This is a genomic window from Bradyrhizobium diazoefficiens (assembly GCF_016612535.1).
Classification (GTDB): Bacteria; Pseudomonadota; Alphaproteobacteria; order Rhizobiales; family Xanthobacteraceae; genus Bradyrhizobium; species Bradyrhizobium diazoefficiens_C.
In genome coordinates, this window is the sequence record NZ_JAENXS010000003.1 from 437,203 (window position 1) to 462,710 (window position 25,508).

Genomic DNA, 25,508 nt, shown 5'->3' on the forward strand with positions numbered 1-25,508 from the left:
CAATAGTTTGACGCCGCCTGGCTTGAATTTGGCAAAATGCTGACCATTTTGAACCCACGTTGCCGCCTCGGACGTCAGAAGAATCCGTTATGATTCAACGCGTTGGCATGCTTTCGCGGGACAAGGCACCGTTCACTCTCAGGCAAGCCCGTCAGGACTTTGTCGCCTACACTGTGCTATAGAGCCAACAAAACCAGCCAATTCGAAAGAGCAGATCCCATGGCAGTGCATCAGGTCAATCCGGGAGGAAAGCTCGCATCGCTCGATCCGATCTGGGATCGGATCCGGGGCGAAGCGGAGGACATCGTCCATCGCGAGCCCGAGCTTGCGACCTTCATCTATTCGACGGTGCTGCATCACAGCCGCCTCGAGGATGCGGTGATCCACCGTGTCGCCGACCGGCTCGATCACGCCGCGCTGTCGGGCGACCTCGTACGTCAGACCTATGACGAGGCGCTGCGCGACGAGCCCGACCTCGGCAATGCCTTCCGCGCCGATCTCGTCGCCGTTTACGACCGCGATCCCGCGACCTCGCGCTTCATCGATCCCTTGCTCTACTTCAAGGGCTTTCACGCCATCCAGACCCATCGTCTCGCGCACTGGCTCTGGCTGAAGGGCCGCAAGGATTTCGCGTACTATCTCCAGAGCCGCGCCTCCGCGGTGTTCCAGACCGACATCAATCCCGCAGCGCGCATCGGCCGCGGCATCTTCCTCGACCACGCCACCGGCTTCGTCTGCGGTGAGACCGCGGTGATCGAGGACGACGTCTCGATCCTGCACGGCGTCACGCTCGGCGGCACCGGCAAGGAGAACGAGGACCGTCATCCGAAGATTCGTCATGGCGTGCTGATCGGTGCCGGCGCAAAGATCCTCGGCAACATCGAGATCGGCCATTGCGCGCGCATTGCCGCCGGCTCGGTCGTGGTCAAGGCGGTGCCCCACAATGTCACGGTCGCGGGCGTGCCGGCCAAGATCGTCGGCGAGGCCGGCTGCGCCGAGCCGTCGCGCACCATGGATCAGATGATCAACGCCATGGGACTTTGATGGGCGGCTTTAGGCTCGTGAGCTAAGGGCCGGATTTGTCGGCCTTTTTCGTCCCCAAATTCTTTGGCAATTGATGCTGGCGGTTGGCAGCGTCTCGTCCTAAAACCCGCCGACCAATTTCGATCGGAGACTTGCCGTGGACGTCAAAGAAGTCAGAAAGCTAGATGCGTATCTGAAGCGCGTATTCGGCAATCCCAAGATCCGCGTCGTGCCGCGGCCGAAGAAGGATGATTCCGCCGAGGTCTATATCGGCGAGGAGTTCATCGGCGTGCTGTTCGTCGACGACGAGGACGATGATCGCTCGTTCCAGTTCCAGATGGCGATCCTCGAGGACGATCTCGTCGATCAGGAATAGCGCCGACCCGCCGAGCGAAACTGCCTTACTCACGATCTGGTGTCCGAGGCGCTGCGTTCGGTGCGCGGTGAGCCTATATCATCTTCATGAAAACGGTTCTGATCTCCGGGGCGGGGATCGCTGGCCCGACGCTTGCCTATTGGCTGCGTGCGGGAGGCTATGCGCCGACGCTTGTCGAGCGCGCGCCCGCGCTGCGTAGCGGCGGCTATGTGATCGATTTCTGGGGACTGGGCTACGACATCGCCGAGCGGATGGGGCTATTGCCGGCGATCGAGCGAGCCGGCTATCGCGTGAAGGAAATGCGGATCGTCGACGACCATGGCAGGCGCATCGCCGGCTTCGGTACGGACGTGTTCGACGAGCTCACGAGCGGACGCTACGTCACGCTGGCACGAAGCGATCTGTCGCGCCTGTTGTACGGCACGGTCTGCGATGGCATCGAAACGATCTTCGACGACGAGATCGTTGCCCTGGAGCCGCAGCCCGATCGGGTCGATGTCCGGTTGCGGCGCATCGGGAAGCGGCGTTTCGATCTCGTCGTCGGCGCCGATGGTCTGCATTCGCAGGTGCGGCGTCTCGCGTTCGGACCGACCGAGACTTTCGAAAGACATCTCGGCTACAGCGTCGCAGCATTCGAAGCCCGCGGCTATCGTCGGCGTGACGAGAATGTGTATCTCATGCACAATCGACCGGGCCGCATGATCGGACGTTTCGCGTTGCGCGACGATCGAACCTTGTTCCTCTTCGTATTTCAAGGCCATGCGGACCAGCTTGCCGCGCAGAAGGCGAAGCTTCACGATCTCTATCGCGACGCCGGCTGGGAGTGCCCGGACATTCTGCACGAACTCGACTGCGCGGATGAATTGTATTGTGACCGGGTCAGCCAGATCAGGATGGACGGCTGGTCGCGAGGCCGCGTCGCCCTCATCGGCGACGCTGCATTCTGCGTCTCCCTCACCGCCGGGCAGGGCTCGGCTCTGGCCATGATCTCGGCCTATGTGCTCGCAGGCGAGCTTGCGCGGGCCAACGGGCGATACGATGAGGCGTTTGGCAGCTACGAGGCCCGCTTGCGCGATTTTATCGGCGCCAAGCAGCGCGGCGCGGCGCGGTTCGCTGCGGCATTGGCGCCGCGGACGCCGGGGGGACTCTGGTTTCGCAACCAAATCGTCAGAATGTTTGCGTTGCCGGGCGCGGCGCGGCTTGTGATCGGTCGCGATCTTGCCGACAGGCTGAGCCTGCCGGACTATCGCTGGGAGGAACGGGGGCTCCCCGTGCTGAAGTGAACTAGCGCGGCCCGCGCAACTGCAAAGTCAGCTCCTCCATCGCGTCGGGGACGCCACAACATCGGCTCAGAACAGCGGGCATGCGGCGAAATCCGGCTTCCCGCTTTGCTAGCGCTATGATTGCGACTCTGTAACCCTATTTCTTCGCAAGGATACGTAGCCGCGCCGTGGCATCAGCGACGATGGTACCGTTCGTATCAACGAGGTCGGCCTGCACGACGACCTCGCGATCCGTCCGTTCGACGACGCGCGCACGCGCTGTAACGGCTCCCACCGGTGCTGGCTTCAGGAAGCGTGTATCGAGACTTTTCGTGACGGCGGTCTGTTCGGACGAGAGCGCGGCCAGCGCGCAAAGTCCGGTCGCAGAGTCCAGCATCGCCGCGAGAAATCCGCCCTGGATGGTGCCGTGCCTGTTGGTGAACGCGACCTGAGCCTGGAAGCGGATCACCGCATGCCCGCTTTCGTCAAAGCCGAGCCATTCGCGACCTAGCAATTGGGCGCCGGGTGGGAGCTGAGTTTCCGTATCATTCAAGGCGATCACCCATGCTGGCATCATGCCCCTGTTTTGCCCGTCGGGTCAAGTTTATTTTCGAAAAAGCGAAGTTCCGGAAATGCGAAGTCGCAACAGGCCCTTCGCTACTGTGCATGGGGTTGTTTTCGAATTTTGGGGCTGGAGGCACAGTCCAGGCTGGTCGCGCACGGCCGCGCGTGCGGACGCTCAGCCCTTCGGTCCGCGCAGCTGCACCGTCAGCTTCTCCATCGCGTCGGCAACGTCACGCCATCGCGACAGCCAGCTGCGCGGAAAGCGGAAGGTGAGGTCGGCGCCGTCGATGCGGCGCTCGGACAGGCACATGCCGGGCGTGGCGGCATCGCGCGTGCAGCGCGCAGCGAGCGCGGGGCTCGTTGCGGAATAGAAATCCTCGCTGCCATAGGGCGTGTCGCTGCGGAACATCCGCATCGTCAGCCCGTCGTCCGATGCCGCCGCAGCCTGGTCGAAATAGCGCGGATAGATCGTCGCGGTTCGCTGCTCGGGCGACATCGCATCGTGATGCGCTGATATCGACAGGAAGATGCGGTCGATCGGCTGCATCGCCGTGTCTACGGTGTCAGCGGTCACATGCCGCGGCCCGCTAGGCGCTTCCAGCGAGGGATAGAGGAAATCGAGATCGATGCGCTCCTGCGGGCCGGAGTGCCGCTGGATCTTCATCCGGATCGCCGAGATCGGCAGGTTGAACAGCGTTCCGCCGACGCTGACCGGCAGCTTGTCCGGCGCGTCGGCACCGCCCGTGCTCCAGGTCGGCCACAACAGATAGGCAACCAGCGCGATCGCGCTCGCGGCGAATACGCCGGTGAGCGCAAACGGGACGAGATGCGTCCGGGTGCGAGTTCTGGGAGAGCGAGGGGAGGTTGCCGAAAACACCGTCATGAGGTCGCGCAAATGGTCCGCAGGTCGGCCGGTGGCCGACGAATCACCGGGGAATATGCCACGCGGCGGCGATATCGCGGAAGGTTCCGGGCTGCCGGGAACGGCGGAGGGCTCTGCGTGGGCCGGGCGGCACCGTTAACCTTCGCTTAAGGATAATGTAGCGTTAACCGGCACTATTTGTCACAGGAAGGTACCTCGCGTTGCGTATGGGCGGACCGTTCCGATGACACCTGAAGCTTTCAACACTCTCTTCTCGATCTGCATCGGCTTCGCGCTCGCCGGCGCGCTCGCGAATGGATACCAGGCGATGTCGCAACGGCCCGCCGGTTTCGGGCTGTTGCAGGAGGGCGTTGCCCCCAGGACGTTTGCAGCGGTGCCGTTCCTGGTGTTCGCCGCGCCCTTCATCATCATGCGCAACACGCTGCGCGGCATGCGGGTGGAGAGCCGCCGCTTCGAATTCGTGATGATGGCCACCTGCATCGCCGGCTTCTGGAGCATGATGAGCGGCACGTTCTTCCTGATGACGCTGCGCGCGGCCGGCGTGCTGAGCTGACGCGTTGCAGGACTGACGCGTTGGGAGGGCTGCCGGTGCGGCGGCCCTTTGCCTCGGCGCCGTCGTTTCGCTATGGCTGGGGTTGACGCGACAGGAGACCTCCATGGCGATCTACGAGCTCGACGGGCAGGCGCCCGATCTTCCCTCTGACGGCAATTACTTCATCGCTGAGACCGCGACCGTGATCGGCCGGGTGCGCCTGAAGCCGGGCGCGAGCGTCTGGTTTGGTGCGGTGCTGCGCGGCGACAACGAGTGGATCGAGATCGGCGAGGGCGCCAATGTGCAGGACGGCTCGACTTGCCACACCGATCTCGGCTTTCCCATGGTCATCGGCAAGAACTGCACGGTCGGCCACAACGTCATCCTGCACGGTTGCACCATCGAAGAGGGCGCGCTGATCGGCATGGGCTCGATCGTGATGAATGGCGCCCGGATCGGCCGCAACAGCATCGTCGGCGCCGGTTCCGTCATCACCGAGGGCAAGGAGTTTCCCGAGCGTTCGCTGATCATCGGCTCGCCCGCGCGCGTGATCCGCACACTCGACGACGCCCAGGTGCAGAAGATGGGAAGCGCGGCCAGGTTCTATGTCGCCAACGGTCCGCGCTTCGAGCGGGGCCTGAAGCGGATCGGTTGAGATGGATGTGGGCCTGTCGATCCAGTGCGGTTCCATACCGTAACAATACCGGCCGGTAATTTAATCCTCCGCTAGCGCAATCAGGCTACCTTGGCCCGCTTTCAACCAGAAGGAGCGTCGCCATGGACGCTGCGGCACTGGGATCCGGGCTCGGCGCCGGAACCAAATTATTGAAGAAATTTGTTCAATTCGCACGCGGCGGCGACACGCTGAGCGTTGCGGAGAAAGTCTACAGCATCGCCGGATTTCTGGCGATCGTCACCACTTTTATGCTGGTGATGTCGATCCAATCCGTGCGGCTGCAAGCGACCTATCGCCATATGCAAGCGTCCTCGGCCGAAGCCGCCATCAGCGTCGGCCGCATCAACACGCTGATCTATGCGATCGTGATGGAGTCGCGCGGCATCTACATGTCCGCTGATCGGGGCAAGGCGAAGCAGTTCGGGGATGCGCTGCTGCGGCGGAACCGCGACCTCGCCGAAGCGGTGAAGGCCATGGAACGGACCGTCGGCGATGACGACGCCGAGCAGTTCGCCAGCTTTCGCCAGCGCATCTCGCAGTTCGTCGAGTTCCGCCAGGAGCTGGTACGCCGCGGGCTGGAAATCAGCCCGGCGGCGGCGCGCGAGATGGGTGACAATGATGCCAACCGGACGCTGCGCAGCAACCTCAACGGCGATCTGGAGAAGCTGCAACGGATTTACCGGGAACGCGCCCGTCAGGCCGACGACCTCGCCGACGAAAACCGTTACGCAGCGGCTTATCTGTTCATGCTCGGGCTGGCGGCCCTGCTCCTCGCGGGGCTCAACGTCGTCGTGATGCGGGGCTCGGTGGTCGGCGCGCTAGCCGAGATCACGCAGGCGACCGACCGGATCGCGGACGGCGACGTCAAGAGCGAGGTGCCGCATCTCGGCCGCCATGACGAGATCGGCCACCTTGCGCGCGCCGTGCAGCACTTCCGCGATGCGGTGGCGCGCATTTTCGAGCTGGAGGAGATCGAGCTCGGCACCGCGCAGGCGCGCGACGCGGCGAGGACCGAGCGCGACACGTTCAACGACAAGTACCAGGCCAAGAAATGGCAGCTCTCGGCCGCGATCAACAGCATGCCGCAGGGCCTGATCATGCTCGACAGCAAGGGCAGTGTGGTCGCGATGAACGCCAACTACCGGCGGATCTACAATCTGCCCGAGACGATCCAGGCGGGATCGACGCTCGAGGAAATCCTCCAGCATCGGGTCGAGAGCGGGTTGTTCACCTGCGACGTCGCGAAGTTTGTTGGGGCGGTTCTCAACCGAATCGCCAAGCGCGAACCGGCGGCCAATGAGATCACCCTGAACGACGGCCGCATCATCAAGATCTATGAGCGTCCGATGGACGGCGGCGGCTGGGTATCGGTGCAGGAGGACGTCACCGAACAGCGCCAGCGCGAGCGCATTCTCCAGCGGATGGAGCGCTTCCTCGCCACGATCATCGAGAACGTAGCCGAAGGCATCATTGCAAAGGATGCGCGCAACCAGCGCTACGTCTTCGTCAACAAGGCTGCCGAGAAGATGCTCGGCATGTCGCGCGCCGAAATCATCGGCAAGACCGCGCGGGAATTGTTCTCGGCGGAGGCGGCCACGTTGATCGAGCGGCGCGACCGGCAGCTGCTCGCGCAAAAGCAGCAGCTCGAGCCGATCGTCGACACCATCGACAATCCCGCGCGTGGCCGCCGCGTGATCTCGGCCCGTCGGGTTCAGATCGGCGGCGCCGGCGAAGAATCCCACATGTTCGTGACCATGGTCGAGGACCGCACCGAGAAGATGGTGGCAGCTGCGTAGCTGTCGCCGTCATCACTCGGTCTTCATTTGGTCTTCCGGGCCTCGCGGCGCGGCATTGCCTTGTCCGCCACGCCGTCGAGTGCGACGCTCTTGCGCAGGGCGTCCCTGAGGTCCGATGGGGGATGCCGTGTTTCTTCAGGAGGTCGGCAAGGCTTCATCCGCGAGCTCTTGAAACGTCGCCATCCTGTCGCGTCCAATTGCTTCAGCTTGTCGAATGTGTCCTCGTCGAACGCGACCAGCTTGCGCATGATCGTGGCTGTCTCCTTGCGTTCAAGGCGATGTGACGGGATTTGTTCCGGAACTGGCCGTTGGCGCGGTCGTTGAGGCTCAAAGGAGACTTTCCAATGGCCCGATCGCCTGCAACTGTTTCCATCAAGACCCTAATCGTCATCTTCAGCCTCGCCGCAATGCCGGCAATATCCTTTGCGCAAGCCACTGGTGGGTCCACCGGATCAACCGGCGGCGTCGCCAATGCGCCGCCGCCCGGCACCAACAGCCTGGGGACGGCGCAATCCTCCGGCGCCAAGGCGGCCCCCGGTGTCACGACCGGTGCCGCCTCGGGTAAGAACCCCAACGCCGATGCCACGGTGAACGCCGAGAACCAACTGCTCGACAAGAAAATGAAGAGTATTTGCCGCGGCTGCTGACGCTCGCGCGGAAGTGAGCCAGCATGCCTGTCATGAATGCCTGAATGACATCACGTTGCCCGTGCACTTGTAGTGTGGAGCGTTTCCACGCGGAGGGTTGAGTGATGTTGCGCAAGATGATCATGACCGCACTGGCCGTCGCGGCAGTCGGTCTCGCAGCGCCTGAGGCGGCGCAGGCCGGAGGAGGCCACTGGGGCGGTGGTGATGGCCATTGGGGCGGCGGTGGTGGTTGGGGCCACGGCTGGCATGGTGGTGGCTTCTGGCCCGGTGTCGCAATCGGCGCCGGCATCGCAGGCGCCGGCTATTACGGCGCCTATGGTTACGGCTACCCTTATTATGGCGGCCCCTATTCTTACGGCGCCGGCTATGACGATGGCGGCTATGGCTCGCAGTGCTACCTGGTGCGGCAGCGGGTCATGACGCAATGGGGCTGGCGCATCCGCCGCGTCCAAGTTTGTGAATGAGGTCTGCGAAGAGGGGCTGCGACTAGCCCGGACGCCCGGTCGAGGCACGGGAATATCGAGGCATTAAAAAACAAGGCCGTTGACGCAGTATACCGTCAACGACCTTGCCAGCCCCGGATATTGAAATCGGCTCACGCCATCCGGTAGCCGCTATCATCGCGCGGAATCATACGGGCAAATGTGATCCAGTTCACAAGCCGCGAAAATAATCGTCGTGTCGCGTCGTCGCCCGATCAACCCTGTGATTTGCTACGCTTTCTCGCGCTGGCCTGATGACGGGCCGGTTTCCTCCGGGTAACCGAGGGTGCGTCGGCCTCGGTGGCGCGGACGCTGGCAAAGGATTGGCGCAAGCCGTCGATGGACTCGTTGAGATTGGCGACCTGCTCCGACAGGCGCTTGGTGTCGGCCTGCTGCGAGGCGAGCAGTCGCTTCATGGTCAAAAGCTGGTCCTGCACGACTTGGAGCTGGTCGATCGATTCCTGCTGGGTCGCCTCCAGCCCCTTGGTCTTTTCGACGAGCTGCTCGGATGCCTGCGCGGTGCGCGCCTGAAGCTGCCGCGATGCGACCACCCGGTCGGTTTCGGGGGCCCCGCCGGTATAGGCGCGCCAGATCGCGATCGAGGTGACGCCTGCGATCAGCAGGAGCAGCGCCGCAGCCGTTAGCGCGATCGGCTGGGCACCGAGACGGAGGATGGGATTGGACGGTGTGTGCTCTGCGAGATCGATCATCGCTGACAAAACCCAAATTGAACTTGGTGAGTGGCGAAGAGCGGCAGCACGAGAACGCAGAACAAGGCGGCCGCAGGGTCCCGAAAGTGTTACTGTTCAGCAACAAATGGGACGAAAAGGTGACCGCCGGCCAAGAAAGCGCAGTTGATCCAATCCCAGCGGTACTGGCGTGAGGATTGCCGTATCCAAAAGAAACCCCGCCCACGCCGGATTCGGCATGAACGGGGTATCCGGGCAGGAAGGGCCGATAAGCAACCGGTGTTGGTCACGAATCCGCTTACTGACGAGCGGCCTTCATCGACGGCTGGATCGTCATGCGATAGGCGATGTACGCGCTGCCGTCGAAGGTCTCGAGGACCTCGTCACAGGCCGGACAGCGGTATTCACCCTTGTTCGCCGGCGGTGTCGCTAACTCGAGTCGCCGAAAGCCGGCCCCGCACGCTGAACACGTGACATCGTTCTTTCTCATACAAACCCCGTAGAAGTACTGGTGTGGCTTCTTAGCACGGGGGCGGGCGAAATTTGAGTCACTTGTGGCAGAAGCATAAAAATTGGTCACCTCGCGCATCACTGCGACGGCGTCCCCGTCCACAACGGGCACGCAGTCACTGCTGGTGCTGCCTTACGACGCTCAGGGCGACCGCCTGGTTCTCGATCAGATCTTGGCCTTCGCTACGTATTGTCCGGCCACACACTTGAAGCGCGCGATGCGCCAGTCATCAGACCGGTAGATCGGGTGGGCGTTCTTCCATTGCGCCAGACCTGCTTGACCGCCGATCAAGCAGTTCTGAAGGTTGAGACTGGCGTCCAGGTTCGAATTTGAAACGACCACCTCGGTGCAGTCGTGACCAGAGAGATGGCAAAGCACGGCAACAATCGTGACGAACATGATTTGAAATCCGGATAATGGAGATAATGGAAATGGCAATGAGGCTGCGTAGCATGAAAAATGTAGCTGTGGCGACGCCGTCGACAAAGCTGCTTGGCAAACAGCTCGGCGTGACGCGGGCTTGAGGCCCGAAATCGTGACGGTGCAGGGCACAGGTTGATCAACATCCGTGACCGAGGCTGCGACATGCCGAAGCGCCCACCACCCGAGGTAACCTGCGCCAGGAGCTGGTTATTGGAGCAACCACGCTCCTTGCATGCCGAACAGCACGACCACGAGCGAGATCAGCAATCCGACGCCCGAGAAGACGGCAACTGCAACGAGCTGATCAAGCTCGATCCTGACTCTCGACGTATCGGATCTTTTTGCGAAGATGCTTTTTTCCAAGATCGACGTAGGCATCGCCTGCTCCCGATGGGTTGTTCTCTCGTTCGATAGAGGTCTTTCTCCTCCGGTTCACGCGCAGCTCCAGCTCGTACCTCTTCGTCCCAGCTTGCCTTCCCGTTTACGCATACTTTGCAGGAGCGCTAGCGACAGCGCTTGTAAATTCTAGTCATCCTCATCAAAATATTGCGTTGCAGAGGGAATGGTTTGCTTGTGACCGAGGCGTCAGGGCTGGAAGCCAGCCAGCGGGCCGGAGTAGGTCTTCGCACGCGGCGCCGCATAGGGGCCAAGCCTGGACGTCGAGAGCCCGAGCCGGACCAGTCCTTCGGCGAGCGTGACTGCGGCGGCGACGCCGTCGATCACGGGCAGGCCGTGCACGGCGGCGAGCTCGGCGGCAAGATCGGCCATGCCGGCGCAGCCGAGCACGATCGCCTCGGCGCGGTCGTCGCGGATCGCGGCTTGGATCTCCGCTGAGATTTTTGCGAGCGCATCGGTGTTGCGCTCTTCCAGCGCGAGCACCGGGACCTCGGCGGCGCGCACGCGGGCGCAGCGCTCGGAGAGGCCATATTTTCGCAAATTATGTTCGAGCGGCACGATGGAGACACCAAGCGTCGTCACCACGGCGAAGCGTGCCGCGATCAGGCTCGCGATGTGGAATCCGGCTTCGCCGATGCCGATGACAGGCGCTTTGGCCATGGCGCGCGCGGCGTCGAGGCCGGTGTCGTCGAAACAGGCGATGATGTGCGCATCTGCGCCATCGCGATCGGCCTCGCGGATGCAGCCGAGCATGCCGGGAACGGCGAAGGCCTCGTCATAGAAGCCCTCGATCGAGACCGGGCCCATCGTCGGCTGGCGTGCATCGATCAATGTGTCGGGCAGGGCGACGCTGCGCGCCGCGGCGGCGATCTTCGCCGTCATCGCCGCGGTGGTGTTGGGATTGACGACGTGAAGTCGCGTCACGATCAGACCAGCCCCTTGCAGACAAGCGCTTTGTTAGACGAGTCCTTGGCCGGCATCCGAGCCTTTGGCCGCCTGCCGCTTGTTGAGCACGTGGATGGTGCCGAGCGCAAGGGTGATCACCGTGAACGAGACGGCCGAGATCACGGTGCCGAGCGCATAGATGTCAGGGTTCGTCACGGTGGTGGTGAGACCCTGGAGATCGAGTGGCAATGTATTCACTGCCCCGATCGCCTGGCTGGAGCGCGCCAGTTCGTCCCAGGACAGGGTGAAACCGAACAGTCCGATACCAATCACGGAAGGCAGGATGATCGGCAGCACGACATGGCGGAAAGCCTGCCACGGCGTCGCACCGAGATCGCGCGCGGCTTCCTCGAGGCGCGGGTCGAAGCGATTGAAGATCGCGAACATGATGAGCAGGCCGAAAGGCAGCGTCCAGGTCAGATGCGCGCCGAGACCCGAGGTGAGCAGGCCCATCGAGGTCTCGAAATTCTCATTCCAGTGCGCCTTGATCAGGTCGTCGACGATGCGGAATTCGAGCGAAATGCCGAGCGAGGTGATGATCGAGGGAACGATGAGGCTCGCGATCGCCGAGTAGAACAGGATGCTCTGCGCCTTGAATTTGCGGCGGAACGCCATGCCGGCGGCGACCGACAGCACGACGGTGACGACCATCACCACGAGGCCGAGCAGCAGCGAGCGGCGAAAAGACGCGCCGAGATCGACGATGCCGGTGCCCTGGAACAGTTTCGCGATCCAGAAGGTCGACACGCCGTTCATCGGGAAGGTGAGCCCACCTTGCGGCCCCTGGAACGACAGCACGTAGATCGCGATCATCGGGCCATAGAGAAACAGCACATAGGCCGTGAAGAAGATCGCGAGAACATAGAAGCTGCGCGGGCGTCCCTCCTTCATGCTCTAGAGCTCCTTCTTGATGTCGACGATGCGCGACATCATGGTGATGATGAGGAAGGTGATGACGAGCAGGATCACGGCATTGGCGGCCGCGGCTGGAAATTGCAGCGCGTTCACCCGCGTCTCGATGATCTTGCCGGCCGCCGCGATCTGCTGGCCGCCCATCACGCCGATGGTGATGAAATCGCCCATTACGATGGTGATGACGAAGATCGAGCCGATCACGATGCCGGGCTTGGCGAGCGGGATGATCACGTTGACCAGTGTCTGGAGGCCGGTGGCGCCGGCGTCATAGGCCGCTTCGATCAGCGACTTGTCGATGCGCACCATCGAATTGAAGATCGGCACCACCATGAAGAAGGTGAAGAGGTGGACCAGCGCCAGTACCACGGAGAATTCGGAGAACAGCAGCCATTCCACCGGCTGGTAGATCAGGCCTGTCTTCATCAGGCCGGAGTTCACGAGGCCATTGCGCCCGAGCAGCGGGATCCAGGCGATCATGCGGATCACGTTGGAGGTCCAGAACGGGATCGTGCAGAGCAGCGACAGGCCCATCTGCCAGGTCTTGGATTTGATGTGGAAGGCGAGGAAGTAGGCGACCCAGAAGCCGATGAAGAGCGTGATGGCCCAGACCAGGAAGCAGAATTTCAACGTCTTGAGATAGGTCCTGACGATCGTGCAGAGATCGGGGAGCTGCGCGAGGCAGCCTTCGAACGTGTCGGTATAGCCGCGGCCGGAGAAGGCCGGCAGCAATTGATATTCGTTGTAATCCCAGAACGAGACGATGACGACGAAGACGAGCGGGATCAGGAAGAAAGCGAGAAACACCAGCATCATCGGCCCGGCCTGAAGCCAGGAGATGAAGGAGGGTGACAGGCGCGCCGCTTTCGCAGGGCGCGCCGTCTCCGATCCCCGAACCAAGTCCGGGGATAGCGGTTGCAGGACGTCTTCCGACGTATCCATCACGCGGCGATGAATTCGTTCCACTTGCGGACCATGTAGTCGTTCTCGTCCATCACGGCGTTCCAGCACGCGACTGCGCCCATGCGGTCCTCATAGGAGCCGCCGTCACGCACCGCGCCGGCCTTCTCCAAGAGCGAGCCGTCGGGCGCCTTGATGTCCTTCTCGGCCGGCTTGCCGTCCATCCAGTAGGCCCACTCGTAAGGCTGCATGTTGGCCTTCGCGGTCGAGAGCACGGCGGAATAGTAGCCTTGGCGGTTGAGATAGGCACCGGCATAGCCGGACAGGAACCAGTTGACGAACTCGTAGGCCCAGTCGAGCTTCGCGCCCGACACGCCCTTGGACACGCAGAAGCCGGAGGCCCAGGAGCGATAGCCTTCCTTGAGCGGCTGGAAGGTGCAGGCGATGCCCATCGAGCGGACTTTGGTCACCGCCGGCGACCACATCGACTGGATCACGGTTTCGCCCGAGGCCATCAGGTTGACGCTCTCGTTGAAGTCCTTCCAGAACGCGCGGAACTGGCCGGCCTTCTTGGCTTCGGTCATCACCTTCATGGTGAGATCGATCTCTTCCTTGGTCATGTTGCCCTTGTCGGCGTATTTGTATTTGCCGGTGGCTTCCACGACCATCGCGGCATCCATGATGCCGATCGAGGGGATGTTGAGGATCGAGGCCTTGCCCTTGAATTCGGGATTGAGCAGCTCGGCCCACGAGCCGATCGGGCGGTTGATCAGGTCGGGACGGATGCCGAGCGTGTCGGCGTTGTAGACGGTCGGGATCAGCGTGACGAACTCGGTCGCCGTCTTGGAGAAGGTCTTGGAGTCCTTGCCTTCGAGATAGAGCACCTTCCACGGCGCGGTGCCTTGGCCGCCGATCTTCTTGCCGCCGGGCGTCTCGCCTTTGGTGAACACCGGCGTGATGTTGTCGAATTCCTTGATCTTCTTGCTATCGAGAGCAAGGATGTTGCCCGACGGCACCAGCTTCTTCAGCGAGAAATATTCGGTGTCCAGCACGTCGAAGGAATTCGGCTGGGTCATCACGCGCTTGGTGACGTCGTCGGTGGTCGCGGTGATGTATTCGATCTTGATGCCGGTGTCCTTCAGGCACTGCTTGGAGATGTCGTCGCCCTCGTTCACGGCAGTGCCGAGATAGCGCAGCACCTTCGGTTCGGCCGACATCACATAAGGAAAGCCGGTGATGGCGCCGGAGCCGGCGGCGAGACCGGCGAGACCTGCGGTGCTCTTGAGTAGGGTGCGGCGGCTGACGCCGGTCTTCCTGGTCGTCTCGGTCATGTCAATCACTCCTCTGTGTTGCGCATTTTCTACCTGAAGTCGTTACTGCAGGCGCTGCGCCTTGGCGGGATCCCAGGTGGCCAGCACGCGATCGCCCGGACGGAAGGGGCGGGCGTCGAACACGGTCTCGGGAACATGGGAGAACAGGGCGGTGCCGTCGTCGAGCGTGAGCGAGACGGCGACGTAGGAGCCCTGGTACTCGGTCTGGGTCAGCAGCGCCGGTGCGCCGAACTCACCTTCAACAACCGGCTTGATGCGGAGCTGATCGGCGCGTACGGCGATGAGGCTGCCGGCGTCGCTGATGACGTTGTGGCCGCCGATGAAGCGCGCCACGAATTCGGTGCGGGGATGATGGAAGATGTCGCGGGCACTTCCCTGCTGCTCGATCTTGCCCTGGTTCATCACCACGATGTGGTCGGCGAGCGCCATCGCCTCTTCCTGGCCGTGGGTGACCTGGATGAAGCTGATGCCGAGCTCGCGCTGCAGGCGCTTCAATTCGCCGCGCATCCTGACCCGCAGGAACGGATCGAGCGCGGACAGCGGCTCGTCGAGCAGCAGGATCTGCGGCTCGGTGATCAGGGCGCGCGCGAGCGCAACGCGCTGCTGCTGGCCGCCGGAGAGCTGGGCCGGCAGGCGGGCGGCGTAGGGGCTCATCGCCACCAGCTCCAAAAGCTCGCCGGCGCGCTTGTGCCTGGCGGCACGGTCGACGCCGCGCATTTTCAGGGCAAACGCGACATTGTCGAGCACGCTCAGATGCGGAAACAGCGCATAGGATTGGAACATCATCGCCGTGCCGCGCTTGGCGGGCTCAAGGTCGGTGACGTTCTGCGGCCCGAGGATGATGTCGCCCTCGCTGACCGCCTCGTGGCCCGCGACCATGCGCAAGGTCGAGGTTTTGCCGCAGCCGGAGGGGCCGAGCAGGCAGCAATAGGTGCCGGCCGGGATCTTGAGGTTGACGTTATCGACCGCCAGCGTGTTGTCGTAGCGCTTGGTGACGGCGACCAGTTCGAGAGCGGCGGGAGTGGCCATGGCGTGTCCGGAGGAGGGCAATGCTCAGCCTCTCTCCGCAAGGAGTGTGCCAACCGCACCTGATCCGCTGAATCGCAAAACTGTGCAGCGGAGTCAGGTCGTTAGATCGAATCCGGCGCGTTCGTGCGACACACGGGGCGGGCAGGGATGTGCACACGAAATGGGCGAAGATTGTATAAAGTTTCGCCTGTGATTGGATACAACTCGTCGACTACCATCCGAGGCCGAACGTCGCCGATCGAGCTCCTCAAACCCAACGCCTCGAACTGATGGCCGCCAAACCTCGACCGACATCCGATGCCCCCGACGCGAGCGATCGCGTCAGCCGGATCAGGGAGGGCGTGACCGCGGCGATCCTCGAGCATCGCCTGCTGCCGGGCACCAAGCTCGGCGAGGACGAGATTGGCGAGATCTATGGCGCGAGCCGCACGCTGGTTCGCACCGCGCTGCAGCAGCTCGCGCATGAGGGCATCATCAACATCGAGAAGAACCGCGGCGCCTTCGTCGCGCGCCCGACGCCGGGGGACGCCCGCGAGGTGTTCGAGGCGCGCCGGCTGATCGAGCCGGCGATCGTGGATCATGCCTGCGAAGCCGTCTCGCCGGCCTGGATCGACCGGCTTCAGCGGCATCTTGCCGAGGAGCGCGAGGCGGAGCTGTGCGGCGACGCGCGGGCGTCAGTCCGGCTCTCCGGCGAATTTCACAAGCTCGTCGCCGAGATGAGCGGCCACAGCATCTATCTCAGTTTCCTCAAGGAGCTGATCGCGCGCTCCTCGCTGATCATCCTGCTCTATCGCCGCCACGACACGCCGGCCTGCGGCACCGATCATCACGCCGAGATCGTCAACGCGATCCGCAAATGCGACAAGCAGGCCGCGCGTGCGCAGATGCTGTCGCATCTCGACGAGATCGAGGCCGAGCTGTTCCTGAAGGATCCCGCCGCCGACGAGCTGCGGCTCGCGGACGTGCTGGGCGCGTAAGCGAGCCGCGCCGTTCGGCTATTGCAGGGGAGATCCTTCGTTGCGCCTGACGATCTTCAGCACCAGCAGACCGGTGCCTAGGATCAGGAAGAGAACGCCGACGAAAGTCGTGCCGCCGTATTCAAACGTCACGCCGACCGCGGTCAGCAGGCATCCGATGATGATTGCGAAAAGTCCGCCGAGCTTCTTGATGAGCAGGACATGTCCGTCGCCCGTTTGTGCCACCATGTTACGCCTCGTCAACTTTATATCAGGTCTGCTTTCGAGAGTTTCCGATTGTCCCCGGATCACATCGCGCAGCCCATGCGGGATCGTACTCCAGCGCAAGTTGGTTGCAATCTGGCGTTGATCATAAGTGTGAACCAGTGCCTGCCTTTTGATGAGAGTTCGATGCAAGCGAGACAATAGCGCTTACGCATTTGCCACAAATTCCCGTCTCGGTCGGCGCTCATTGCATCTCTCATGGAACGGTATGGCTGGGCTGCATAATCGCGCTGCGGTTGCAAATTGACTCGATGCCGACATCGGCATCAGTTTGCACGCAAGCGTCGAGTTCTAGAACGGAGCTGACATCAGTTGAATCCGTTCTGTGGAGTGGTGCCATGGCGCGCCCCCTGGCTGACGAGCGAGAGACGGCCTACGTTTCGACCGGCCATCTGCCGGATTCTGAGACGGTGCAGTCGCTGGTGAATGAGGCCCAGCGGCGGTTCAAGTCAAATCGCGAGGGCGAGAATTCGCAGGTCTATCCGGCGCTTGCCCGGGTTCCGAGCGAGTTGTTCGGCGTCTGCGTGGTTGGAACCGGGGGACGCATCTACGGCGCCGGCGACGTCGACTACGAATTCTCGATCATGAGCGTGTCGAAGCCATTCCTGTTCGCCTTGGTCTGCGAGACGATCGGTCCCGAGCAAGCGCGTGCGAAGCTTGGCGCGAACGCGACCGGGCTTCCGTTCAACTCACTCGCCGCGATCGAGCAGGGCGGCGGCCGCACCAATCCGATGGTCAATGCCGGCGCGATCGCGACGACCAGCCTGGCACCGGGTATGACTTCCGCGGCGCGGTGGAGATTCATCCACGACGGATTGTCGCGCTTCGCCGGCCGCGAACTGCCTTTGAATGAAGAAGTCTATGCGTCAGCGTCAGAGACCAACTTCCGCAATCGAAGCATCGCACGCCTCCTGGAGAGCTACGACCGCATCTACTGCGATGCGAAAGAGGCAACTGATCTCTACACGCGGCAGTGCTCGCTCAATGTGAGCGCCCGCGATCTCGCCGTCATGGGCGCGACGTTGGCCGATGGCGGCGTCAATCCGGTCACGAAGCAGCGTGTGGTCGATGCGGTGGTCTGCCATTACGCGCTTGCCGTCATGATCACCGCCGGGCTTTACGAGACATCAGGTGACTGGCTTTACGATATCGGCCTGCCCGGCAAGAGCGGGATCGGCGGCGGCATTGTCGCGGTGTCGCCTGGCAAGGGCGGCTTCGGTACTTTCGCACCGCCGCTCGACACCGCTGGCAACAGCGTACGCGGACAGCTCGCTGCGAAGTTCCTGTCGCAGCGGCTGGGGATGGATCTATTCGTATCGCAACCGGAACAATGAATGCGCAAAGGCTCGGTGGGCCCTTGGCTCGACCGATCGCAACGCCGATCAACCGGGAGGACGCCATGGCCACGCAGACAATCTCGATCGGCGGCATTCACCGGGAAGAGCGCGCGTCGTGGATCCCCATGATTTCGATCGCGCTCGGCCAGATGATCATGTCGTTCAACGTGGCCTCGCTCCCGGTCGCGATGGGCGGCATGGTCTCGAGTTTCGGCGTCGCGCCGACCACGGTCGCGACCGGGATCGTGGCCTATTCGATGCTGGTGGCCGGCTTCGTGATGCTCGGCGCCAAGCTGGCTCAGCGTTTTGGCGCGTTGCAGGTGTTCCGCGGCGCCGTCGTTCTCTTCTTCATTTCGCAGCTCATGATGACGTTCAGCCCGACGGCGACGGTGATGATCTCGGCGCAGGCGCTCTGCGGCGCGTCGGGTTCGGTGATCGTGCCCTCGCTCGTCGCGCTGATTGCCGAGAACTATGCCGGCCGCCAGCAGGCAACCGCGCTTGGCGCGCTCGGTTCGGCGCGCGCGGCCGCCGGCGTGCTCGCCTTCGTGATCGGTGGCGTGCTCGGCACCTACATCGGCTGGCGGCCGGCGTTCGGCATCCTGATTGCCGCATCGGCCGTCGTCTTCCTCATGAGCTTCCGGCTGAAGCCAGATCGCGGCAGGCCCGATGTGCAGATCGACCTCGTCGGCGTGGCGCTGGCCGCAAGCGCGATCATCCTCATCAGCTTCGGCTTCAACAATCTGAACGGCTGGGGCCTTGCGGTTGCGACCGCCAATGCGCCGTTCGATCTGCTCGGCCTCTCGCCCGCGCCGATCATGATCGTCGGCGGCATCGTGCTGGGCCAGGGCTTCCTGACGTGGACGTACCGGCGGCAAAGCGCCGGCAAGACGCCGTTGTTGGCACTCGAAGTGATCGACTCCCCGGAGGAGCGCTGCGCGGTCTTTGCGCTGTTCGCAGTGGTGGCGCTGGAGGCTGCGCTGAATTTCACTGTTCCGCTCTACATCCAGATCGTGCAGGGACGTTCGCCGATCGCGACCGCGGTCGCGATGATGCCGTTCAATCTCACGGTGTTCTTCTCGGCGATGCTGATCGTCAATTTCTACGAGCGGCTGACGCCGCGGCAGATCGGCCGCTACGGTTTTGCGCTCTGCACCATCGCGCTGGTCTGGCTTGCCTTCGTCGTGCGCAACGACTGGAGCGAGGTCCCCGTGCTGTTCGGGCTGGTCCTGTTCGGGATCGGCCAGGGCTCGCTGGTGACCTTGCTGTTCAACGTGCTGGTGACGGCATCGCCGAAGGCACTCGCCGGCGATGTCGGCTCCTTGCGCGGCACCACGCAAAACCTCGCCGCAGCGCTCGGGACGGCGGTGGCAGGCGCGCTGCTGGTCGGCCTGCTCAGCACGATTGCGCTCGGCAAGATCACGGCGAGCCCGGTGCTGACGCCGGAGCTTCAGGCCCAGGTCGATCTCGGCAATATCACCTTCGTCAGCAACGACCGCCTACGTACCGTGCTGGAACGCACTCGCGGAACACCGGAGCAGGTCGCGGAAGCCGTGCGGGTGAACACCGAGGCGCGGTTGCGTGCGCTGAAGATCGGGCTTCTGATCATGGCAGGCCTCGCGCTGATCGCGATCATCCCGGCGGGACGGCTGCCGAATTACCTGCCGGGCGAGATTCCCGGCGATGAATCCATTGCAAAGACCTGAAGAGAACGGCGGGGGCCCTCGAAGGAGAACCGCAAATGAGATCAGTGAGCGAGATGGATCGCCGCGACGCGCTGCGGATGATGTTGGGAGGCGTGATCCTCGCGAGCGCAGGCGCAAGCCTGTGGCCGCAGGATGCCACCGCCTTGCCGGAGGTCACGCCGGCCGATCAGCCGGCTCCGAGCAGAGGCGAAGGCGCCGATCGCACCTATGCGCAAACAGTCCGTCCGTTACCGGCACCAGCCCATCGTCCACCTCATCGTCCGCCGCATCGCCCGCGCCCGCCGGTGCATCGTCGGCGCCGGCGCTGGGTGTGCTGGTGGCATCGTGGCCGCCGCCATTGCGGCTGGCGTTGGCGTTAACCGAGGGAGGATGACATGACGACGTACGATCACAGCGCGCCGATGGGCGCAACCGGCCTGCCGCAACCGCCCCGCTGGGTGTGCGTCCTGCTCGGTCTCTTCATGGTGTTCACGGGGCTGATGGTGCTGGGCGACCTTGCGTTCTTCACCGTGATCAGCGCACTGTTCATCGGCTGGATGGCGATCGCCGCCGGCGCCTTCGAGATATTCCACGCGTTCTGGACCAAGGGCTGGGGCGGTTTCGTCTGGCAGGTGGTGCTCGGCATTCTCTACATCGCCTTCGGCGTCGTTCTCGTCAGCCAGCCGCTGACCGGCGCGCTGCTGCTGACCTATGCACTTGGCTTGGCGCTTCTCGTCTCCGGCGTGGTGCGGATGCTGATCGGCATTGGCCGCCGGGAGCAGGGCGGATGGATCATGCTGGCATCCGGGCTGTTCGGCGTGCTCGCCGGTCTCATCATCCTCACCGGTTTTCCGATGACCGGGCTCTGGGTGCTGGGACTGCTGCTCGGCATCGATCTGTTGTCGCACGGGATCGGCTGGCTGACCTTGGCCTGGCGGCCCGTGGCCGCGACAGCGTAACGGAGCACCGGCACGGAGAGCGGACATGTGGGGTTTGAGGATCCGGGGCGGGCTCGCCGTCTTGCTTGCAGCGATCGTCTGCGGCGCGTCGCCTGCGCCGGGCCAGCAGGACTCCGCTGTCCTGTTCCGCAACGTCAAGATCTTCGACGGAAAGAACGGGACGCTCTCAGCTGCGTCCCATGTCTTCGTCAGGAATGGAAAGATCGAGAAGATCTCGACCGCGGGCCTCGCGGCCACCGGCCAGGTGATCGACGGCGACGGCCGCGTGTTGATGCCGGGACTGATCGATGCGCACTGGCACGCAATGCTGGTGCGGCCGACGCCGATGGCAGCCCTTGCGGGCGATATCGGCTACAACAATCTGCTCGCCGCGAGCGAAGCGACCGCGACGCTGATGCGCGGCTTTACCACCGTGCGCGACATGGGCGGGCCGAGCTTCGGCCTCAAGCAGGCCATCGACGAGGACCTCGTCGCCGGTCCGCGCATCTATCCGTCGGGCGCCATGATCACCATCACCGGCGGGCATGGTGACTTCCGCCAGCTTTCCGATTTGCCGCGAACCATCGGCGGCATGCTGAGCCGCATGGAGCGGATCGGCGGCAGCATGGTCGCCGACAGCCCCGACGAGGTTCGCGTCCGCGCACGCGAGCAGCTGATGCAGGGCGCCTCGCAGGTCAAGCTCACCGCGGGCGGAGGCGTGGCCTCGCCCTTCAGCCCGTTGGATGTCTCCACCTTCACCGAGCCTGAGCTGCGCGCCGCCGTCGAGGCCGCCGACAATTGGGGCACCTACGTTGCCACGCACGCCTATACACCGGTGGCGATCCAACGCTCGATTGCAGCCGGCGTCAGGTGCATCGAGCACGGTCACCTCATGGACGAGGCCAGCGCAAAATTGATGGCGGAGAAGAGAATCTGGCTCAGCACGCAGCCGTTCCTGGATCTCTCCGGCGCCGCCGCGCTCGGGCCGGCGGAGCTGGACAAGATGCGGCAGGTGGTCGCCGGCACCGATCGCGTCTATGCGCTCGCGAAAAAATATCACCTCAAGACCGCCTTCGGCACCGACATCCTGTTCTCGAAGGCGCTCGCGGAAAAGCAGGGCTCGATGCTGGCCGCGCTGACGCGCTGGTACACGCCGGCCGAAGCGTTGATCATGGCGACGTCGACCAATGCCGAACTCCTGGGCCTGTCGGGTCCGCGCAATCCTTATCCGGGCAAGCTCGGTGTGGTTGAAGAGGGCGCGTTCGCCGATCTCCTCCTGGTCGACGGCAATCCGCTCGACAACATCGCTCTCGTCGAGGATCCCGCGAAGAATTTCGTGGTGATCATGAAGGACGGCAAGGTCTACAAGAACGCCTTGGCGCGCTGACAAGAGCGCACGTCGATTGCGCCTCGCGAATGCAAGTCACCCAAAAAGTTGCGGCCAGCCATTGGGGGATGGCTGGCCGCGCGCGAACCGGTCTGGGACGGGGAGGGGTGGGGATGTGACCGGGTCGCGTAACTCCTTGTTGACTACTGATCTCGGGCGCTGGCGGTGGACACTGCCGGCTTGGTATCGCCCAGCGAGACCCAGACGTTGGGATCGCTCTGCGACTGGCGCTTGACGAAGCGGTAGCCGGTCTCCGTCCAGGCAACGACGTTCTCGTTCTGATTGTCGAGAACGAACTCGCCCTTGTCGGTCTTCACCGTCAGCACCGCGTGTCCTTCATTCTTCTTGTCGCGCACGACGGTGATGAGCAGGGCCTCGCGCGGCCATCCGGCATCCATCAGCATCTTGCGCTTCAACAGCACGTAGTCTTCACAGTCGCCGTAACCGTCGGTCGGCAGCGACCATTTCTCGATCACGCCCCAGTGGTCCTGGTCGGTCAAAGGCTTGATGGTCTCGTTGACCCAGCGATTGACCTTGGTCAGGTCGCGCCACGCGGTCTGCGACATCACGATGTCGCGCGGCTGCGTCGGCCCGCTCTGACACTGAGCGGTATTCTCTGCACAAAACTCGACCCAGCCGATCGGCGCACGCGTGGTGTCGCCGAGGCTTGCGTAGAGCAGACGGCTTTCACCGGCCTGCGCTGTCGCGCTGATCCCGAAGAGCATGGCGGCAAGCGCCAATCCCTTCCCCTGTCCCCTGAAGTCCAACATTGCGGCCCCCGTTTCTTGTTGGGACCACATTTCGCACGGAGCTTTTGAGTTGCCGCTAAGTCGGCCAAGTCAAGTCGAGACGAATACAAGTAAAACGTGCGGCTAATTCGATTTATACTTGAGTAGAATTCAAGTAAAATTCGAGAATACTGTAATTGATTCAAATTTTAGCGATTAACGCGGAAACGCTGGCGGAGCCGCTGTTTTGCCTGCGAACCGGCCGCGCGTTAACCCGCCCGAGGCCGCCACCACGCGTGAAAAGGTCGCGTCCGCATTGCGGAGGCCGCCTTTGAGGCTGGAAAAGCAGGGGTTTTAGCGTGGTCGCGCTTTACCGCGCGGTAACGCTCTCTTCGAGAGTCTCGATCGGCTGCGAGTGCAAGAACTCCAGCGCGAAGCCGTCCTCGATGTTTCGGACCACGCGGCCCTGCACCCGGCCGAGCAGAACCGTCGATTTCAGCGGCGGCCGGTTCTCCGCGGCAATAGCGGCACCCGACAGCGAGAGGTCGATGATGCGGCAGGTCATCTTGGTGCCGTCTTCGAGCGTCAGCACCGCGATCGGGTTGCGCGGCACGATACGGTCGTGGCGGCGGTCCTCCGGCAGATTGAGGATGTCGCGGTTGGCGAGCCAGGTCAGCTGAGCCGCGAGCTTGTCGCGCTTGCGCGGCGTCGCGCCGACCGTCATGGCGAAGCCGTTGTCGATGATCCGGGTGATCTTGCCCTCGACCCGGCCGATATGGTCGAGATAGGCGACCACGCGGTCGCCGACATTGCCGATGCCGGGCGCCAGCAGTGCGAGCCCGCCGGGCGACATGTTGATCACCTGGCAGGGGAATTCACGGCGGTCAGGCAGCATGTAGCGGCCGAGCAGGTGCACCTTCACCCGCTGGAAGCGCCGACGTTCCTCGGCGGCCGGAAGAAATTTTTTGTTCGCCAACGCCATTTTCACTACCCGACCCCCCGCCCGGGCGGAGTCCGGGACGACCCTAAGGTGCACAGGGTTAATGCCGCGTTATGATCTGGCGCGGCGATGACGGACCGACGCAATGCGTTCAAAAAGCCACATCAGCGGCGGGCAGGCGAGCACGGCCAGCGCACCGAGATCGAGCGCGACCGCGGCCGTTCCGGCCGATTTGGCCAGCCGGCCTGCGATAGCCGGACCCAGCATCATCGCGGCATAGAAGAGGGTGTAGAACATGCCCATCCCGATCGCCCGCGTCGCCGGGGCGAGCACGCGGGCCGGCAGACTCATGATCGGCCCGGCCGGATGGCCGCTGACCAGGCCGATCAGGACGAGGATCGGGATCACCGCGTCGGACCGCGGCAGCCACGCCAGCAGCAATGCGACCGCAAGGCTCGCCGCAACCGCGAGTGTCAGCGGCCGCCCGGTCCGGTCGGCGATGAGGCCGCCCGCCGGCACCGAGATCACCGACAGCCACAGCACGAGGCTGATCGCGGAGCCTGCCGCCGCGATGCTCCAGCCGCGCTCGGCCAGGAGCGAGGGGCCGAACGAGAAGATCATGGCGAAGCCGACATTAAAGAGGCCCCAGATCAGGCCTGCGACGACCACTGCCAACAGCGCGAGGGGATCGAGCCGCGCCGAGGCGGCCGCCGTCGCGATGGCTGTCGTGGGCGGCTGATAGAGAGCGATCAGCACGATGCCGACCACCGTCAGCGCAGCCGCCGCCAGGAATACCGTGCCGGCGCCATGGGCGATGCCGATCGCCGGCAGCACCAGCAGCGAGATCGCCACGCCCGTTGGCCAGGAGCTGACGAAGATCGCCATGGCGGTTGCGATCTCCTTTCCGGCGAACCAGTCGGCGCCCATCTTGGTGAGCTGCACCGTCAGCAGCACGCCGCCAGCGCCGGAGGCGAGCCGTCCGGCCATCTGCAAGCCCCAGATGTCAGTGGTCGCCATGACGAGGCTGCCGGCCGTCATCAGCAGCAGGGCCGCGATCGTCGTCGGCTTGTCGCCAAACCTCCGGCCGATCGCGCCGCCGGGCAGCGCCAGCACGATACCCGGGGTGAAATAGAGCCCGATCAGGAGGCCGATATCGGCGAGCCCAACGCCGAACGTCTTCTCCAGGAGCGGCGCGACCGCGGCCACGCTCTGGAACTGGAACGCAATGGTGAGGCGAACGACGAACAGGATCGCAAGAATGGCCCAGCGATTGCGCAACACCCCATCTCCCCAGCCGCCGCCGGCGAGCGTGCGAGGCTGGACCGATTGTGTCAACGGGCTTCGACCGCGCTCCCTCCCTGCGCAGCAGCATGATCGACGTGTGCTACTGGCCAATCCACCCCTTCAGAATGTGGACGAGGTCGAAGACGCTGTAAGGCTTGTGCAGATATCGTCCACCCACCGGGAGGTCGTCCTCACGCAACCTGAGCTGGCCGGACGTTGCAATGATCTTGATGGGCGGCCAACGCACGCGGATCAGATGGGCGAGTTGAAGGCCGTCGATCGAACCGGGAATTTGGACGTCGGTGAACACGACCCAGGTGTCACTTCGCTTTTCGAGTATTGAAATGGCCTCCGACCCGGTGCCTGCTTCCAGGGCGTCGAATCCTGCGTCTTCAATCGTCAGGACGGCCGCCTGCCGAAGCAGCGGCTCGTCCTCGACAACGAGCACGACGGGCCGGCCACGTGCTTGGGGCTGCATCAGTGACCTCGCTGCGATTTTGCTGATTTGCGCTTTGAGACCTGCATCCTGGCGCAGGTGCGCTTCATCCACTTCCTACGTCTTGTACCGGACATAGGCGATGACACTGGGCGAAC

At 63.5% G+C, this 25,508-nt stretch carries 29 protein-coding genes; 14 read left to right on the forward strand and 15 right to left on the reverse strand.

Translation table 11 applies throughout. The features are described from left to right. Window positions 1-219: 219 nt before the first annotated feature. The 3 genes from cysE (at window position 220) to JJE66_RS33245 (ending at window position 2,682) form a co-directional block, all read left to right on the forward strand. Window positions 220-1,044, forward strand: coding sequence for a serine O-acetyltransferase (cysE, locus tag JJE66_RS33235; RefSeq protein WP_200519996.1), 825 nt, complete (start codon window positions 220-222; stop codon window positions 1,042-1,044). 136 nt (window positions 1,045-1,180) lie between these two features. Further along, a complete protein-coding gene (locus JJE66_RS33240) occupies window positions 1,181-1,399 on the forward strand; it encodes a DUF3126 family protein (protein ID WP_007602550.1) in 219 nt (72 codons plus the stop codon). An 86-nt stretch (window positions 1,400-1,485) separates the two neighbouring features. Next, window positions 1,486-2,682 (forward strand): FAD-binding domain, encoded by a 1,197-nt coding sequence (locus JJE66_RS33245; RefSeq protein ID WP_200519997.1) that lies wholly within the window; start codon window positions 1,486-1,488, stop codon window positions 2,680-2,682. A gap of 136 nt (window positions 2,683-2,818) precedes the next feature. Here JJE66_RS33245 and JJE66_RS33250 read toward each other — a convergent pair whose 3' ends face one another. Continuing rightward, on the reverse strand, window positions 2,819-3,223 hold the full coding sequence (locus tag JJE66_RS33250; protein ID WP_409362863.1) for a PaaI family thioesterase: 405 nt from the start codon (window positions 3,221-3,223) through the stop codon (window positions 2,819-2,821). Between the two features lie 177 nt (window positions 3,224-3,400). Then, window positions 3,401-4,108 carry a hypothetical protein gene (locus tag JJE66_RS33255; RefSeq protein WP_200519998.1) on the reverse strand — a complete coding sequence of 236 codons (708 nt, stop codon included), beginning with the start codon at window positions 4,106-4,108 and terminating at the stop codon, window positions 3,401-3,403. A gap of 223 nt (window positions 4,109-4,331) precedes the next feature. Here JJE66_RS33255 and JJE66_RS33260 point away from each other — a divergent pair, with 223 nt between their 5' ends. The 3 genes from JJE66_RS33260 (at window position 4,332) to JJE66_RS33270 (ending at window position 7,112) form a co-directional block, all read left to right on the forward strand. Next, window positions 4,332-4,661 carry a DUF6949 family protein gene (locus JJE66_RS33260; RefSeq protein WP_200519999.1) on the forward strand — a complete coding sequence of 110 codons (330 nt, stop codon included), beginning with the start codon at window positions 4,332-4,334 and terminating at the stop codon, window positions 4,659-4,661. Between the two features lie 103 nt (window positions 4,662-4,764). Next, window positions 4,765-5,295 carry a gamma carbonic anhydrase family protein gene (locus tag JJE66_RS33265; protein ID WP_200520000.1) on the forward strand — a complete coding sequence of 177 codons (531 nt, stop codon included), beginning with the start codon at window positions 4,765-4,767 and terminating at the stop codon, window positions 5,293-5,295. Window positions 5,296-5,417: 122 nt separating this feature from the next. Then, on the forward strand, window positions 5,418-7,112 hold the full coding sequence (locus tag JJE66_RS33270) for a PAS-domain containing protein (RefSeq protein WP_200520001.1): 1,695 nt from the start codon (window positions 5,418-5,420) through the stop codon (window positions 7,110-7,112). A gap of 23 nt (window positions 7,113-7,135) precedes the next feature. Here the strand turns inward: JJE66_RS33270 and JJE66_RS33275 are convergent, their stop codons facing one another. Then, on the reverse strand, window positions 7,136-7,360 hold the full coding sequence (locus tag JJE66_RS33275; RefSeq protein ID WP_409362859.1) for a hypothetical protein: 225 nt from the start codon (window positions 7,358-7,360) through the stop codon (window positions 7,136-7,138). Window positions 7,361-7,456: 96 nt separating this feature from the next. Between JJE66_RS33275 and JJE66_RS33280 the strand changes: the two genes are divergently transcribed. Together JJE66_RS33280 and JJE66_RS33285 are read left to right on the forward strand one after the other, a co-directional pair. Continuing rightward, window positions 7,457-7,759, forward strand: a complete 303-nt coding sequence (locus JJE66_RS33280) for a hypothetical protein (RefSeq protein WP_200520002.1) — start codon at window positions 7,457-7,459, stop codon at window positions 7,757-7,759. Between the two features lie 104 nt (window positions 7,760-7,863). Next, complete coding sequence (locus JJE66_RS33285; protein ID WP_200520003.1) at window positions 7,864-8,223, forward strand: hypothetical protein; 360 nt, start codon at window positions 7,864-7,866, stop codon at window positions 8,221-8,223. 233 nt (window positions 8,224-8,456) lie between these two features. On the opposite strand, the gene JJE66_RS33290 is transcribed toward JJE66_RS33285, so the two are convergent. The 7 genes from JJE66_RS33290 to JJE66_RS33320 all read right to left on the reverse strand — a co-directional run bounded on the left by JJE66_RS33290 (window position 8,457) and on the right by JJE66_RS33320 (window position 15,377). Beyond that, on the reverse strand, window positions 8,457-8,951 hold the full coding sequence (locus tag JJE66_RS33290; protein WP_200520004.1) for a hypothetical protein: 495 nt from the start codon (window positions 8,949-8,951) through the stop codon (window positions 8,457-8,459). Between the two features lie 655 nt (window positions 8,952-9,606). Next, window positions 9,607-9,840 (reverse strand): hypothetical protein, encoded by a 234-nt coding sequence (locus JJE66_RS33295; protein ID WP_200520005.1) that lies wholly within the window; start codon window positions 9,838-9,840, stop codon window positions 9,607-9,609. 609 nt (window positions 9,841-10,449) lie between these two features. After that, window positions 10,450-11,184 (reverse strand): aspartate/glutamate racemase family protein, encoded by a 735-nt coding sequence (locus JJE66_RS33300; RefSeq protein ID WP_311980164.1) that lies wholly within the window; start codon window positions 11,182-11,184, stop codon window positions 10,450-10,452. Window positions 11,185-11,217: 33 nt separating this feature from the next. Beyond that, complete coding sequence (locus tag JJE66_RS33305) at window positions 11,218-12,096, reverse strand: ABC transporter permease (RefSeq protein ID WP_200520006.1); 879 nt, start codon at window positions 12,094-12,096, stop codon at window positions 11,218-11,220. Between the two features lie 3 nt (window positions 12,097-12,099). Further along, entirely contained in the window at window positions 12,100-13,059 is a 960-nt protein-coding gene (locus tag JJE66_RS33310) for an ABC transporter permease (protein ID WP_200520178.1), read from the reverse strand. Then, on the reverse strand, window positions 13,059-14,348 hold the full coding sequence (locus JJE66_RS33315; RefSeq protein ID WP_200520007.1) for a PotD/PotF family extracellular solute-binding protein: 1,290 nt from the start codon (window positions 14,346-14,348) through the stop codon (window positions 13,059-13,061). The genes JJE66_RS33310 and JJE66_RS33315 overlap by 1 nt, the downstream gene beginning before the upstream one ends. A gap of 42 nt (window positions 14,349-14,390) precedes the next feature. Further along, window positions 14,391-15,377, reverse strand: coding sequence for an ABC transporter ATP-binding protein (locus JJE66_RS33320; RefSeq protein WP_200520008.1), 987 nt, complete (start codon window positions 15,375-15,377; stop codon window positions 14,391-14,393). Between the two features lie 269 nt (window positions 15,378-15,646). Between JJE66_RS33320 and JJE66_RS33325 the strand changes: the two genes are divergently transcribed. Beyond that, a complete protein-coding gene (locus tag JJE66_RS33325; RefSeq protein WP_200520009.1) occupies window positions 15,647-16,354 on the forward strand; it encodes a GntR family transcriptional regulator in 708 nt (235 codons plus the stop codon). 18 nt (window positions 16,355-16,372) lie between these two features. Here JJE66_RS33325 and JJE66_RS33330 read toward each other — a convergent pair whose 3' ends face one another. Then, a complete protein-coding gene (locus tag JJE66_RS33330) occupies window positions 16,373-16,582 on the reverse strand; it encodes a hypothetical protein (protein WP_200520010.1) in 210 nt (69 codons plus the stop codon). A gap of 374 nt (window positions 16,583-16,956) precedes the next feature. On the opposite strand from JJE66_RS33330, the gene glsA reads away from it, so the two are divergent. The 5 genes from glsA (at window position 16,957) to JJE66_RS33355 (ending at window position 21,962) form a co-directional block, all read left to right on the forward strand. After that, window positions 16,957-17,952, forward strand: a complete 996-nt coding sequence (gene glsA / locus JJE66_RS33335; RefSeq protein ID WP_200520011.1) for a glutaminase A — start codon at window positions 16,957-16,959, stop codon at window positions 17,950-17,952. Between the two features lie 65 nt (window positions 17,953-18,017). After that, window positions 18,018-19,658 carry an MFS transporter gene (locus JJE66_RS33340; protein WP_246756745.1) on the forward strand — a complete coding sequence of 547 codons (1,641 nt, stop codon included), beginning with the start codon at window positions 18,018-18,020 and terminating at the stop codon, window positions 19,656-19,658. A gap of 35 nt (window positions 19,659-19,693) precedes the next feature. Further along, complete coding sequence (locus JJE66_RS33345) at window positions 19,694-20,017, forward strand: hypothetical protein (protein ID WP_200520012.1); 324 nt, start codon at window positions 19,694-19,696, stop codon at window positions 20,015-20,017. 15 nt (window positions 20,018-20,032) lie between these two features. Further along, window positions 20,033-20,596, forward strand: a complete 564-nt coding sequence (locus JJE66_RS33350) for an HdeD family acid-resistance protein (RefSeq protein ID WP_200520013.1) — start codon at window positions 20,033-20,035, stop codon at window positions 20,594-20,596. Window positions 20,597-20,621: 25 nt separating this feature from the next. Continuing rightward, window positions 20,622-21,962, forward strand: coding sequence for an amidohydrolase family protein (locus JJE66_RS33355; protein ID WP_200520014.1), 1,341 nt, complete (start codon window positions 20,622-20,624; stop codon window positions 21,960-21,962). 143 nt (window positions 21,963-22,105) lie between these two features. Here the strand turns inward: JJE66_RS33355 and JJE66_RS33360 are convergent, their stop codons facing one another. The 4 genes from JJE66_RS33360 to JJE66_RS33375 form a co-directional block, all read right to left on the reverse strand. Beyond that, window positions 22,106-22,732, reverse strand: coding sequence for a transglutaminase-like cysteine peptidase (locus JJE66_RS33360; protein WP_200520015.1), 627 nt, complete (start codon window positions 22,730-22,732; stop codon window positions 22,106-22,108). A 328-nt stretch (window positions 22,733-23,060) separates the two neighbouring features. Beyond that, window positions 23,061-23,672, reverse strand: a complete 612-nt coding sequence (locus JJE66_RS33365) for a PilZ domain-containing protein (RefSeq protein WP_200520016.1) — start codon at window positions 23,670-23,672, stop codon at window positions 23,061-23,063. A gap of 69 nt (window positions 23,673-23,741) precedes the next feature. Beyond that, a complete protein-coding gene (locus JJE66_RS33370) occupies window positions 23,742-24,908 on the reverse strand; it encodes an MFS transporter (protein WP_200520017.1) in 1,167 nt (388 codons plus the stop codon). 106 nt (window positions 24,909-25,014) lie between these two features. Next, complete coding sequence (locus JJE66_RS33375) at window positions 25,015-25,392, reverse strand: response regulator (protein ID WP_200520180.1); 378 nt, start codon at window positions 25,390-25,392, stop codon at window positions 25,015-25,017. Window positions 25,393-25,508: the final 116 nt, after the last annotated feature.